The sequence below is a fragment of the Kribbella sp. NPDC054772 genome (genome assembly GCF_053611945.1).
In genome coordinates this window covers 52,103-64,790 of the sequence record NZ_JBSHBJ010000022.1, presented here as the reverse complement: position 1 = coordinate 64,790, position 12,688 = coordinate 52,103, and the positions used below count along the sequence as shown (strand labels likewise).

Annotated in this window: 12 protein-coding genes and 1 riboswitch; of the genes, 7 read left to right on the top strand and 5 right to left on the bottom strand. The window is 67.7% G+C overall.

Features of this window, described 5'->3' with window-relative positions; genetic code table 11:
• The first annotated feature begins 44 nt into the window (after nt 1-44).
• From ACWGID_RS28290 to ACWGID_RS28270, 5 genes are all read left to right on the top strand, one after another.
• On the top strand, nt 45-488 hold the full coding sequence (locus ACWGID_RS28290) for a MarR family winged helix-turn-helix transcriptional regulator (RefSeq protein WP_452201551.1): 444 nt from the start codon (nt 45-47) through the stop codon (nt 486-488).
• Nucleotides 485-1,813, top strand: a complete 1,329-nt coding sequence (locus tag ACWGID_RS28285) for an MFS transporter (protein ID WP_452201549.1) — start codon at nt 485-487, stop codon at nt 1,811-1,813. Before ACWGID_RS28290 ends, ACWGID_RS28285 begins: the two co-directional genes overlap by 4 nt.
• A 12-nt stretch (nt 1,814-1,825) precedes the next feature.
• Complete coding sequence (locus ACWGID_RS28280) at nt 1,826-2,404, top strand: isochorismatase family protein (protein WP_452201547.1); 579 nt, start codon at nt 1,826-1,828, stop codon at nt 2,402-2,404.
• Between the two features lie 76 nt (nt 2,405-2,480).
• Entirely contained in the window at nt 2,481-3,665 is a 1,185-nt protein-coding gene (locus ACWGID_RS28275; protein ID WP_452201546.1) for an alginate lyase family protein, read from the top strand.
• 66 nt (nt 3,666-3,731) lie between these two features.
• Nucleotides 3,732-4,577, top strand: a complete 846-nt coding sequence (locus ACWGID_RS28270) for an alpha/beta hydrolase (protein ID WP_452201544.1) — start codon at nt 3,732-3,734, stop codon at nt 4,575-4,577.
• 99 nt (nt 4,578-4,676) lie between these two features.
• Here ACWGID_RS28270 and ACWGID_RS28265 read toward each other — a convergent pair whose 3' ends face one another.
• The 4 genes from ACWGID_RS28265 to ACWGID_RS28250 form a co-directional block, all read right to left on the bottom strand.
• Nucleotides 4,677-5,729: a ribonucleotide-diphosphate reductase subunit beta gene (locus ACWGID_RS28265; RefSeq protein ID WP_452201542.1), complete on the bottom strand. Its 1,053-nt coding sequence runs from the start codon at nt 5,727-5,729 to the stop codon at nt 4,677-4,679.
• On the bottom strand, nt 5,726-8,524 hold the full coding sequence (locus tag ACWGID_RS28260) for a ribonucleoside-diphosphate reductase subunit alpha (RefSeq protein WP_452201540.1): 2,799 nt from the start codon (nt 8,522-8,524) through the stop codon (nt 5,726-5,728). The genes ACWGID_RS28265 and ACWGID_RS28260 overlap by 4 nt, the downstream gene beginning before the upstream one ends.
• A 163-nt stretch (nt 8,525-8,687) precedes the next feature.
• Nucleotides 8,688-8,855: riboswitch (cobalamin riboswitch) on the bottom strand.
• Nucleotides 8,856-8,915: 60 nt separating this feature from the next.
• Entirely contained in the window at nt 8,916-9,497 is a 582-nt protein-coding gene (locus ACWGID_RS28255) for a DinB family protein (protein WP_452201538.1), read from the bottom strand.
• A gap of 69 nt (nt 9,498-9,566) precedes the next feature.
• A complete protein-coding gene (locus tag ACWGID_RS28250) occupies nt 9,567-10,832 on the bottom strand; it encodes a Fic family protein (protein WP_452201536.1) in 1,266 nt (421 codons plus the stop codon).
• A 91-nt stretch (nt 10,833-10,923) separates the two neighbouring features.
• On the opposite strand from ACWGID_RS28250, the gene ACWGID_RS28245 reads away from it, so the two are divergent.
• Both ACWGID_RS28245 and ACWGID_RS28240 read left to right on the top strand, forming a co-directional pair.
• A complete protein-coding gene (locus tag ACWGID_RS28245; protein ID WP_452201534.1) occupies nt 10,924-11,748 on the top strand; it encodes a class I SAM-dependent methyltransferase in 825 nt (274 codons plus the stop codon).
• The gene (locus ACWGID_RS28240; RefSeq protein WP_452201532.1) at nt 11,745-12,362 is read left to right on the top strand and encodes a class I SAM-dependent methyltransferase; all 618 of its coding nucleotides are present in this window, start codon (nt 11,745-11,747) and stop codon (nt 12,360-12,362) included. The genes ACWGID_RS28245 and ACWGID_RS28240 overlap by 4 nt, the downstream gene beginning before the upstream one ends.
• 121 nt (nt 12,363-12,483) lie before the next feature.
• Here the strand turns inward: ACWGID_RS28240 and ACWGID_RS28235 are convergent, their stop codons facing one another.
• Nucleotides 12,484-12,681, bottom strand: coding sequence for a hypothetical protein (locus tag ACWGID_RS28235; protein WP_452201530.1), 198 nt, complete (start codon nt 12,679-12,681; stop codon nt 12,484-12,486).
• Nucleotides 12,682-12,688: the final 7 nt, after the last annotated feature.

The following is a 12,688-nucleotide window of genomic DNA, read 5'->3' as shown; positions in this document are numbered from 1 at the left end:
AGTCTGAACTGATCAGTCTGGACTGATGAGTTATGGTGGGCGGTATGGAGATCTCAGCGTCCGCGATGCGTGCGGCGAGTGAGGTGCGGGTTGTGTTCGGGCGGGTCAAGCGGCAGTTGAAGGCGCTTGCGGACACCGACGACCTGACGCCGTCGCAGTCCTCGGTGCTCAGCCGGCTGGACAAGGACGGACCGGCGTCGGCCAGCGTGCTCGCCGGCGCCGAGCGGGTGCGGCCGCAGTCGATGGCGGCGATTATCGCGGCCCTGCGCGCGGCCGATCTGATCGAGCGGCATCCCGATCCGGAGGACGGCCGGCGGCAGGTCGTGTCGCTGACCTCCAAGGGCCGGCGCCGCCTGCAGGGCGACCGCAAGGTGCGGCAGGAGTGGCTGGCGCAGACCTTGCAGGACCACTGCACCGAGGCCGAGCGGCAGACCATCATCCGGGCGCTGGCGTTGCTCGATCACGCCGTCGAGGCGGCCGGGCGTTGACGGAGCAGCGCTTCGACCGGCGCCTGATCGCGCCGATGATCGTCGGTTCGTCGCTGAACCCGATCAACTCGTCGATGCTCGCGGTCGCGCTGATCCCGATCGGCGCCGCGTTCGGCGTACCGCCGTCGGAGACCGCGTGGCTGGTGACCGGCCTGTACCTCGCGACCTCCGTCGGTCAGCCGGTGATGGGCCGGCTCGTCGACCTGTTCGGTCCGCGACCGCTCTACCTGATCTCGACCGCGCTCGTCGGCGTCGCCGGTCTGCTCGGCGCGCTGGCCCCGAACCTCGGCGTACTGATCCTCTCCCGCGTCCTCCTCGGTCTCGGTACGTCGGCGGCGTACCCGGCCTCGATGTCCTTGATCCGCAGCGAGGCCGACCGCACCGGGATGGAGACACCCGCGGTCATCCTGAGCAGCTTGTCGATCGCGAACCAGGTGATCGCGGTGATCGGCCCGACGCTCGGCGGCCTGCTGATCGGGCTCGGCGGCTGGCATCTGATCTTCACGATCAACGTCCCGCTGTCGGTGATCTGTGTGGTCCTCGGCGCGCTCTGGCTCCCGCGGACACCGCGCTCCCGCGTCGCCGGGCAGATCGACTTCGCCGGCATCGCGCTGTTCGCGTCGACGCTGGTGTCGGCGATGCTGTTCCTGATGAACCCGCAGGTCTCGCGGTGGTATCTGGTGGTGCTCGCGCTGGGTCTCGGGGTGACGTTCGTGATCACCCAGTTGCGGATCGTTGCCCCGTTCATCGATCTGCGGGTGCTCGGTGGCAATCGGCCGCTGATGCTGACGTACGCGCGCCAGGTGCTCGCGTTCGTCGGCGCGTACTCGTTCCTCTACGGCTTCACCCAATGGCTCGAGGAATCACGCGGCCTGAACGCGTCCTCGGCCGGTCTGCTCCTGCTGCCGCTGTCCCTGGCCGCGGTCCTGTTCACCGCGCTCACCGGTCGCAGCCCGCGGATCCGCGGCAAGCTGATGTTCGGTTGCGTCTTCCTGATCCTGGCCGCGGCCGCACAGCTGCTGGTCGGCCCGAGTACGCCGATCTGGATCCTGGCCGTGGTCGGCGTGATCGCGGGCATCCCGCAGGGCCTGAACAACCTGGCCAACCAGACGGCCCTGTACCAGCAGGCCGATCCGGCCCGGATCGGCTCGTCCGCGGGCCTGCTGCGCACTTGCGTGTACGTCGGTGCGCTGATCTCCGCGGCTGCCAACGCGCACTTCTTCCAGCACGGCGCGACCACGGCCGGACTGCACGACATGGCGATCTTCCTGCTCGTCGTGTCCGGTCTGCTCGCGCTGGTCACGTTCCTGAAACTCCCTGAATAGAGAGGTCCCTCCGTGTCCGTCACCACCCTTGACCCGAAGACCGCCCTGGTCGTCATCGACCTTCAGAACGGCGTTGCCACCATCCCGGGCGAGCCGCACGCCACCTCCGACGTGATCAGCAAGAACGTCGAACTCGCCGACGCGTTCCGCAAGCACAACCTGCCGGTGGTCCTGGTCCGAGTCAGCTTCGCCGCCGACGGTGGGGACCGGCTCACCGGCCGCACCGAGCGTCCGGCCCGCTCGGCCGGCGGGACGATGCCGCCCGGCGCCGACCAGATCGTCGACCAGTTGGCCGGGAACGCCGACGACATCATCGTGACCAAGCGCAACTGGGGCGCCTTCCACGGCACCGATCTGGACGTCCACCTGCGCCGCCGCGGCATCACGCAGATCGTCCTGACCGGCGTCGCCACCAGCATCGGCGTCGAGTCGACAGCGCGCGCTGCGTACGAGCACGGGTACCACGTCACGCTCGCCACCGACGCGATGACCGACATGTCCGCCACCGCCCACGAGAACTCCCTCACCTGGATCTTCCCCCGCCTCGGCGAGTCCGGCACCACAGCGGAGATCCTCGAACTGCTCGGCTGATCTTTGGTTAGTAAGGTTTACTAATAGTTGCAGTCGGGCTAGCTTGCTGTCTCCGCCCCAATCGCAGGAGGCAGCCATGCGACTGCACCGCCCACTCCTTCTCACCCTGGCACTGACGCTGGTCGCGGCGTCCGCCGTACTGTTCGCCGCCCGGCCCAGTACGGCGGCGCCGCCGACGTTCAAGCACCCCGGCGTCCTCGTCGACAAGGCCCAGCTCGACTTCGTGAAGCAGCAGGTCAAGGCCGGCGCCCAGCCACAGAAGGCGGCGTACGACGCGATGAAGGCCAGCTCGTACGCCGCCTTGTCGTACACCCCGAAACCGCGCGCGATCGTCGAGTGCGGGTCCAGCTCGAACCCCAACTACGGGTGCTCCGACGAACGCAACGATGCGCTCGCTGCGTACACCCACGCGCTGCTCTGGTATGTCACCGACGACGATCGCTACGCCAAGAAGGCGATCGCGATCATGGACGCGTGGTCCGCCGTACTGAAGGACCACACGAACACCAACGCCCCGCTGCAGACGGGCTGGTCCGGCGCCTCGTTCTCGCGGGCCGGTGAACTGATCAAGCACACGTACGGCGGATCGTGGTCGCAGCGCGGCCGCTTCGAGAAGATGCTGCGCGACGTGTACCTGCCCGAGGTCCGCAACGGCGCCGGCTGCAAGAACGGCAACTGGGAACTGATCATGACCGACGCCGCGATCGGGATCGCCGTGTTCCTCGACGACCGGGCCGCGTTCGACAAGGCGGTCAGCATCTGGCGCGGCCGGCTGCCCGGGTACGTCTACGAGACCACCGACGGCTCGTACCCGAAGGCGCCGTCGACCTGCTCGTCGAAGGACACCCGCGAGGAGATCGTCGACTACTGGCAGGGCCAGTCGACGTTCTCGAACGGACTCGCCCAGGAGACCTGTCGGGACTTCGGGCACACCGGCTGGGGCCTCACCGCCGCCACCCACGTCGCCGAGACCGCCTACCACCAGGGCGTCGACCTGTACGCCGAAGCGGGCAGGCGACTCACGGACGGCTTCTACTTCCACACGCGGCTCGAGAACGGTGCGCCGACGCCGTCGAACCTCTGCGGAGGGACGGTGAAAAAGGGCCTCGGGCCGGTCACCGAGATCGTCTACAACCACTACCACAACCGGCTCGGCCAGCAGCTGCCGACGACGCTGCAGTACACCGAGAGCAAGCGGCCGGCCGGCGCGAACTATTTCTTCGCGTGGGAGACGCTGACCCACGCGGACAATCCGCGCTGAATCGATTCCCAAGGGGGGTGGTGAGGGGCTAGCGTCGCGGGCATTCCTGACCTGGAGGGGGTTTCGATGGGGCTGACTGATCGCGAGCGGGCCGAGGTGGACTCGGCCAACGCGTCCGGTAAGCAACCTGTGGTTTTCGTGCACGGGCTCTGGCTGCTCTCGAGCAGCTGGGACCGGTGGCGGCGGTTGTTCGAGGAGAACGGGTACAGCACGGTCGCTCCGGGGTGGCCGGACGACCCGGAGACGGTCGCGGAGGCGCGCGAGCACCCGGAGGTTTTCGCACACAAGATGGTCCTGGCGGTCACCGATCACTACCTGGACGCGATCGGCGGCCTGGACCGGAAACCCGCCGTGGTCGGGCACTCGTTCGGCGGGCTGATCGCCCAGAAGATCGCCGGCGAGGGAGCGTCGGCCGTGACCGTGTCGATCGACCCGGCGCCGGGTCGCGGCGTACTGCCGCTGCCGGCGTCGGCGTTGAAGTCCGGGTCGCCGGTCCTCGGCAACCCGGCGAACGCGCGGCGCTCGGTCACGCTGAGCTTCGACGAGTTCAAGTACGGATGGGCCAACGCCCTCGACGAGGACGAGGCCCGGCAGTTGTACGACGAGTTCCATGTGGCGGCGTCCGGCGTACCGATCTTCCAGGCCGCTGTCGCGAACCTGAACCCGTTCAGCGAGACCAAGGTCGAGTACAAGGCCGAGAACCGCGGGCCGATCCTGCTGGTGTCGGGGGAGAAGGACCACACGGTGCCGCACGCGATCACGCACGCGGCGTACAAGCAGCACGCGAAGAACTCCGGCATCACCGAGTTCGTCGAGCTGCCGAACCGCGGGCACTCGCTCGTCATCGACCACGGCTGGGAAGAGGTCGCCCGCACCGCACTCGACTTCATCCAGAAGCACGGCCCGGAGTGAGCTGCCCGGAGTGAGCTGCCCGGTGTGAGTTGCCCGGAGTGAGTTGAAGGAAGGCCCGCGGAGCGGCGAGTTGCACCGCGGGCCTTCCGGATCGGGGTGTCAGTCCCAGCTGAGTCCGCTGGAGGACTGGTACTCGATCACTCTGGTCTCGAAGAAGTTCTTCTCCTTCTTCAAGTCCATCACCTCTGACATCCATCCGAAGGGGTTCCGCGTTTCACCAAACAGCGGAGAAATTCCGATTTGTTCCGCTCTGCGGTCCGTGATGAACCGCATGTACTGCTCACAGAGGTCCGCGGTGAGGCCGAGCATGCCGTTCGGCATCGTCGCCCGGCCGTACGCGACCTCCAGCTCACAGGCCTCGGCGAGCATCTGCCGGACCTCGGCCTGGAAGGCGGCCGTCCACAGGTGCGGGTTCTCCTGCTTGATCTGGTTGATGCAGTCGATGCCGAAGTTCAGGTGGATCGACTCGTCGCGCAGGATGTACTGGTACTGCTCGGCGATCCCGACCATCTTGTTCCGCCGGCCGAGCGACAGGATCTGCGCGAACCCGGTGTAGAACCACATGCCCTCGAAGACCACGTAGAACGCGATCAGGTCGCGCAGGAACGCGGTGTCGGCCTCCGGTGTCCCGGTGCGGAAGTCCGGGTCCTCCAGGTGCTGGGTGTACTTCAGCGCCCACGCGTCCTTGTCCGAGATCGACGGCACCTCGCGGTACATGTTGAACAGCTCGCCCTCGTCGAGACCGAGCGACGTACAGATGTACTGGAAGGTGTGGGTGTGGACGGCCTCCTCGAACGCCTGGCGGAGCAGGTACTGCCGGCATTCGGGGTTGCTGAGCTGGCGGTAGACCGCGAGGACGATGTTGTTCGCGACCAGGGACTCGGCCGTGGCGAAGAAGCCGAGGTTGCGCTTGAGCATGAGCCGCTCGTCCTCGGTGAGGCCGTCTTTGGCCCCTGATGGACGCCGCCACAAGGCGATGTCGGCCTGCATGGACACCTCGGTCGGCATCCAGTGGTTGTTGCAGGCCGCGAGGTACTTCTCCCAGGCCCACGTGTACTTCAGCGGGAGGAGCTGGTTCACGTCCGCGCGGGAGTTGATCATCGCCTTGTCGGCGACCTCGACACGGGCCGCTCCGATCGACAGAGAGCTCACTGGCAGGCCTCGCAGTCCGGGTCGTCGAGGGAGCACACGGCTCCGGTGGGCTCAGTGAGAGCAACGGGTACGGCGTTGAGCCGGCCGTCGGTGCCTTGAAGCGTGGATTTCTCCACGTGGGTTGCTGACTGGGAACGCAGGTAATAAGTCGTCTTGAGGCCAAAGCGCCACGCTGACCGGTAAAGCCCATCCAGCGCGCGGCCGGACGGTTTCGCCATGTAGAGGTTCAGCGACTGCGCCTGGTCGATCCATTTCTGCCGCCGCGACGCCGCCTTCACCAGCCAGAGCGGGTCGATCTCGAACGCCGTCGCGTACAGCTCACGCAGATCGGCCGGGATCCGGTCGATGCCGGCCAGCACACCGTCGTGGTACTTCAGGTCCGACACCATCACCTGGTCCCACAACCCGCGGTCCTTGAGGTCGGCGACGAGGTACGGGTTCGCGATCGTGAACTCACCGGACATGTTCGACTTCACGAACAGGTTGCTGTACGTCGGCTCGATCGACTGGCTCACGCCGGAGATGTTGGAGATCGTCGCGGTCGGGGCGATCGCCATCACGTTCGAGTTCCGCATCCCGTCGCGCAGTACCTTCGCCCGCAGGGTGTCCCAGTCCAGCCGGGTACTCCGGTCGATGGTCACGTCACCGCCGCGCGCGGTGTGCAGCAGGTCGAGCGAGTCGATCGGCAGGATCCCGAGACTCCACAGCGATCCGTCGTACGACGAGTAGCGGCCGCGCTCGGCGGCGAGATCGCTGGACGCCTCGATCGCGTGGTAGCTGATCTGCTCCATCGAGCTGTCGGCGAACTCGACCGCGGCCTCGGAGGCGTACGGGACCCGGAGCGTGAACAGCGCATCCGCGAAGCCCATCAGACCGAGGCCGACCGGCCGGTGCCGCTGGTTGGCGCGCTCCGACTCCGGCGTGGTGTAGAGGTTCACGTCGATGACGTTGTCGAGCATCCGGACCGCTGTCCTGACGGTGTCCCGGAGCAGGTCGTCGTCCAGGCCGGTGTCGGTCAGGTGCGCGACCAGGTTGACCGAGCCCAGGTTGCAGACCGCGGTCTCCTCGACCGTGGTGTTCAGGGTGATCTCCGTGCACAGGTTCGACGAGTGCACGACACCGCTGTGCTGCTGCGGTGAACGCAGGTTGCAGGCGTCCTTGAAGGTGATCCACGGATGCCCGGTCTCGAACAGCACGGTCAGCATCCGGCGCCAGAGGTCAACCGCCTTGACCCGCTTGAAGGTATGGATCTCGCCACGATCCGCCGCCTCCTCGTACGCGCGGTACGCATCGGCGAACGCGGTGCCGTAGAGGTCGTGCAGATCCGGCACCTCGTCCGGCGAGAACAACGTCCACTCACCACCGGCCTCGACCCGCTGCAGGAACAGGTCCGGCACCCAGTTCGCGGTGTTCATGTCATGCGTACGCCGCCGCTCGTCCCCGGTGTTCTTCCGCAGATCCAGAAACTCCTCGACGTCGATGTGCCACGTCTCCAGATACGCACACACCGCGCCCTTACGGCGCCCGCCTTGGTTCACCGCGACCGCGGTGTCGTTGGCAACCTTGAGGAAGGGGACGACGCCCTGGGACTCGCCGTTGGTGCCGCGGATGCGGGCGCCGATGCCGCGGACCGGGGTCCAGTCGTTGCCGAGGCCGCCGGAGTACTTGGCGAGGAGGGCGTTGTTGCGGATGCCGTGGAAGATGCCGGCCAGATCGTCCTCGACCGTGGTGAGGAAGCAGGACGACAGCTGCGGCCGGGTGGTGCCGGAGTTGAACAGCGTCGGCGTCGACGACATGAAGCGGAACGAGCTGAGCAGTTGGTAGAACTCGATCGCCCGCGCCTCCCGGTCGTCCTCGCGCAGCGCCATCCCCATCGCGACGCGAAGGAAGAAGGCCTGCGGCAACTCGTACCGCACTTTGTCGATGTGCAGCAGGTAGCGGTCGTGGAGCGTCTGCAGCGCGAGGAACGTGAAGGTCAGGTCGGCGTCCGGATCGATGGCCTCGGCGAGCCGCTCGAGGTCGAACTCGGCGAGCCGGGGGTCGAGCTGCCCGGCCTCGATCCCGACCCGGATGTACCGCGGGAAGTAGTCGGCGTACGCCGCGGTCATGTCGGCCTGGCTGGCCTGCCGGGGCTCGCCGTACACGCGGCCCAGCGTCTCGCGGCGGATCCGGTCCAGCAGGAGACGTGCGGCGGCGAAGCTGTACTGCGGCTCGGTCTCGACGTACGACCGGGCGGCCATCACCAGCGCGAGCTCGACCTCGTGCTGCGCGATGCCGTCGTAGCAGGCGCCGAGGGTCTCGTTCAGGATCAGTTCGGGGTCGACCGCGTCGAGACCGGCAGCTGCCTCGGCGACGACCACTTGGAGACGATCGACGTCTAGCGGGGACCGGGTGCCGTCGGCGGCGCGGACGGACGGCGCCGGCTTCTCGGTGACGCCGGACGCGTCGGCGGGGGTGCGGGCCTTGGTCCGCTCCTCGCGGTACAGGACGTAGGCGCGGGCGACCTGGTGCTCGCCGGCGCGCATCAGCGCCAGCTCGACCTGGTCCTGGATGTCCTCGACCTGCACGCTGCGCCGCCCGGACAGCGAATTCAGACCGCGGCTGGTCAGGGCACCGACGACCCGGCCGGTCAGGTCGGTCACCAGGTCGCGGACCCGGTGGGTGGCGGCCGCGTCGGCGCCCTCGACAGCGAGGAACGCCTTCGTCACGGCGACGGAGATCTTGGTGGCGTCGAACGGAGTACTGCTGCCGTCGCGACGGACGACGGTCAGCTCGATCTCCCGGTCCGTCGCCACAGAGGCTGACGATGAGGAAGCAATGGTCACAGGTGTGCGCTCCAGAAGTGTTCGGAGACCCGGCACCACGCGAGCAGGCGCACGACGAGACGGCAGCACCGGCCGGTACCACTGCCCGTCACGCCCTGCGACCCACCCGCGAGATCTCGGACCGCGTGTACCGGCGGTACACGCACCGGTGGCAGGTATCCGGACTCGCGGACGCAGCTGGACGTCACGACCGCTCACCGTTGCGGGGCAGTTCCGGACTCGCACCGGATTCCCCTGTTGCCTCGAGATGAACAACATGTTGTGTCGTCGACCATCCCGAACCACCAGCAGTAGTGATGCTAAGTCGGAACATCTAGATCTTGTGGTAGCGCCACGCCGCGTGTCGCACATCTTGTGGTCCTCACGCCGCGACCGCATACAGATCCTGGAGCGTCATGATCTCGGAGCCGTGATGGATCAGCTCGCGATTGAGGCGCAGTACGACGTGGCCGAACGGCTCGGCCGCGTCGAGTTCGTTGGCCTGGCTGAGGCCGACCGTCGTCACCGCGTCCTCGTCGAGGCCGGCGATCGCGTCCTGCCAGGCCTCGACCCAGTGGGTCAGCCAGGCGACCGCATCCCGCGCGTTGCCGTGCAGGGTGATGTCCGCGCGGCCCTGCCGGCTTTCGCCGAACGTCCACTCCCAGCGCTCGAAGAACGTCTCGGTCAGGTGCGCGATCAGCCAGGCGATCGTCCGTGGGCCGCGATGGTCCGGCTCGTCCGGCCATTGCGCGACCCATTCGCCGGACCCGAGTGCGCGGAAGTGTCCTGTGTAGTGCCGCCGGACGACGGTGAGCGCCTCGCTGCTCGGGCGCCAGAAGTACTGCTCGTCGGTCAGCCGGGCCAGCCGGCCGGACAGGACCATCCAGCTGAAGCCGAGCTGGCCGCGGACCATGGCCATCGCCGATGGCCTGTGCAGGATGTCCCAGTCGAACGGCTCCGGCATAACAGCTCCCCTGTACGATCGAACATATGTTCGAATTCTTGCTCCACAGGGAACGGAAAGTCAAACCACCTAGCGTGTCGGTCGTGGCCTCGACGGAACGGGTCTGCTAGGCGGCTCGATCTGCGTGTCCGCGGCCGGGCTCGCGAAGCGGCGCTCGAGCAGCGTGAAGGCGTCGATCAGCTCGGGCGCCTCGTAGACGCGGTTCCGCCGGCCGTCGGTGACCTCGCGCAAGATCCGCGCCTCGACCAGTCGGGCGAGGCCCTGGTTGGCGGCCTGCTGCGAGCGGTCGATGAGCTGCGCCGCGGCGGCGAGTGTGAGGACGGGTGCGGCCGGCAGGGCCTCGATCAACAGCTCGGTCGCCGAGCCCGCGCGGACCGGCGCGGCGCGTTCCCGCCAGGACGCCTTCAGATCGACGGCCGTCTGCTCGAAACGGGCGGCCTCCGCGGTCGCGTGCGTACAGGCCAGCGCGAACATCCGCAGCCACGGATTGGCGGCCGCGCGGGCCTTCGCGGTCGTCGAGCGCCCGACGTACCGGAAAGCGGTCAGGGTGTCGACGTACTCCGTCGCGTGGGTGGCGAGCGCCAGTGAGACCGGCGGCACCGTGCGCGTCACCAGGCCGTCGGCACGCAGGATCAGGTGGATCAGGGCCCGCCCGGTCCGGCCGTTGCCGTCGGCGAAGGGGTGGATGGTCTCGAACTGGGCGTGCGCGATCGCGGTCTTGGCGAGCACCGGCAGCGGCGACTCGCGGACGAAGGTCATCAGGTCCGCGAGCAGTTCCGGGATCAGTTGCGCCGGCGGCGGGACGTAGTAGGCCTCGGCGGGGGAGCGGCCGCCGATCCAGTTCTGCAGGTAGCGGATCTCGCCGCCGTACTCCGGGTTCGGCGACTGCGCCATCAGGAGCCGGTGTGCCTCGAGCAGATGGTCGACCTCGAGTTTGTCACCGGCCTGGACGGACTCGGTCACCCAGGTCATCGCGTCGACCGCGCCGAGTACCTCCTCGGCCGTGACGTCCCGCGCCCGATCCCGCAGTACGTCGGCCTTCAATAGGCGGCGGGCTCCGACGACGAGACCCTCGATGTGGGACGAGCCGACCGCCTCGGCGCGCAGCAGGAGTCGCGCGAGGGCCTCGCTGTTGGTCAGGACGGCGGCGGTCGCGTCCAGACGGGCGAGATCGCCGGCGGCGTCCTCGAGTGCCGCGAGAACGTCGTCGCTCAGGTTGAACTCCCGACCGACCAGCGGGTCCGGGAAGTACAGCTCGTACGACCCGCCCAGCCGCTCGGCCCGGGTGAACCCATCGGGGTGCCCGGGCCAGCGGTGTAACTCCACCCTCGCCATACTCTTATTCAACCTTATCCACAAACCTTGAACAAGGCTGTGGATGGGAGTCTGCCAGGCTGTGGACCCGGTTGTGGGCAGACTGCTTGGTGTGACTCTCGACGCGCAGACGCAGGACATGGTGGCCGCCAACGAGGCCGACTGGAACGCGAGGGCGCCGCTGCACGCGGCAAGCGACTTCTACGACCGCCCCGCCGAGTTCTGGTTCGCGGACTACGAGTGGGACGACCTCGGTCCGCTGGAGGGGCGCGACGTACTGCACCTGCAGTGTCATCTCGGGACGGAGACGATCGAGTTCGCGCGGCGGGGTGCACGGGCCAGCGGTCTCGATCTGTCGGAGAAGTCGCTGGATGCGGCGCGGGGGATCGCGGCCGCGGCCGGAGTCGACGTCGACTACGTCCACGCGAACGTGTACGACGCGGTGCAGGCGGTCGACGGTCGGCAGTTCGACATCGTCTACACGGGCAAGGGCGCGCTCTGTTACCTCCCCGACCTGAAGCAGTGGGCCGAGGTCGTACGGGAGCTGCTCAAGCCCGGGGGCGCTCTGTACGTCGTCGAGTTCCATCCGTTGCTCAATGCGCTGCGCGAGGTCTCCCTCCCCGGCGAGTCGGACGACCTGGTCATCCGCGCCGACTACCTCGAAGGACGCGGGCCGATCGCGCACGACTCAACCGTCACCTACACCGGCGACGAGGTCCCCGGTCGCCAGACCAGCTACGAGTGGCGGCACGGCATGGGGGAGATCGTCAGCACGCTCGCCGGCGCCGGCTTCCAGCTCACCAGTCTGCGCGAATCCGAAGTACTCCCGTGGCCCCGCTGGCCATCCATGCAGCAAACCCCGGAGGGCTGGTGGCGCCTCCCTGACCCCGCCCCGCGAATCCCACTCCTCTTCGCCCTGAAGGCGACCAAGTCATGAATCGTGAGAACCGCGAGCAGGACCTGATCACCTACTACTCCAACGAGGTCCAGGCCCGGTCCGACCGTGAGCTGCCGGATGCTCGGGTGGACCGCCGTACCGCTTATCTCAGCCAATTGCAGGCCGAGGGGCGTCATTCGGTGCTGGAGATCGGCTGTGGTCCGGGCCGGGACGGTGCGGCGATCGCGGCGGCGGGATTCGATTACACGGGAGTGGATCTGGCGCCCGCGAGTGTCGAGGCGTGCCGCGAGCTCGGGTTGCGTGCCGAGGTGGCGTCGGTGCTCGAGTTGCCGTTCGGCGACGGGACGTTCGACGCAGGCTGGACGATGAGCACGTTGCTGCATGTGGCCGACGAGGACCTGGATCTGGCGTTGCGCGAGATCGTGCGCGTGCTGAAGCCCGGCGCACCGCTGGCCATCGGCCTCTGGGGTGACGTGAGTGGCGGTGAGCGCGTGTGGGAAGACAACACGGGTTATGGACCCGGGCGGTTCTTCAGCATCCGCTCCGATGAGGGAGTGCGTGAGGTTCTCCAGCGGTACGGCGCGGTGGAGGACTGGGCCACCTGGGACGACGGCCGCGTCATGCACTACCAATGGGCGATCGTGCGCGTCTGAGTCCGGCCGCTCGACAGTACGTATATGCCCACTGTGAGGGTTTCTCCGGTTGGTTGAGCGTGGGCGTTGGCCAGTGCCGGGCACACGTCCTGTCGAGCTGCTGATTCTCGAGCCGGCTCGGTCAGCTTCGTTTCTTCGGTCCGCGGAGTGCGACGTACAGCAGTGCCACTCCGAAGGCGGCGATGATCGGGCCGACAGTGGCCCACAGGGTGCTGCCGGTCATCGAGCTGCCCTTGAGGTAGCCCAGGCCCTGCATGGTCCAGACACCGCCGGTGGCGATGAGCAGGACGCCGAAGGCGATCGCGACGATCTTTCCCATGCTGTGA

What these genes read in the sequence shown, in the direction of transcription:
- ACWGID_RS28270 (WP_452201544.1), top strand. Translation starts at nt 3,732, where the DNA reads ATGGGGCTGACTGATCGCGAGCGGGCCGAGGTGGACTCGGCCAACGCG.
- ACWGID_RS28275 (WP_452201546.1), top strand. Translation starts at nt 2,481, where the DNA reads ATGCGACTGCACCGCCCACTCCTTCTCACCCTGGCACTGACGCTGGTC.
- ACWGID_RS28255 (WP_452201538.1), bottom strand. Translation starts at nt 9,497, where the DNA reads ATGCCGGAGCCGTTCGACTGGGACATCCTGCACAGGCCATCGGCGATG.
- ACWGID_RS28290 (WP_452201551.1), top strand. Translation starts at nt 45, where the DNA reads ATGGAGATCTCAGCGTCCGCGATGCGTGCGGCGAGTGAGGTGCGGGTT.
- ACWGID_RS28240 (WP_452201532.1), top strand. Translation starts at nt 11,745, where the DNA reads ATGAATCGTGAGAACCGCGAGCAGGACCTGATCACCTACTACTCCAAC.
- ACWGID_RS28250 (WP_452201536.1), bottom strand. Translation starts at nt 10,832, where the DNA reads ATGGCGAGGGTGGAGTTACACCGCTGGCCCGGGCACCCCGATGGGTTC.
- ACWGID_RS28235 (WP_452201530.1), bottom strand. Translation starts at nt 12,681, where the DNA reads ATGGGAAAGATCGTCGCGATCGCCTTCGGCGTCCTGCTCATCGCCACC.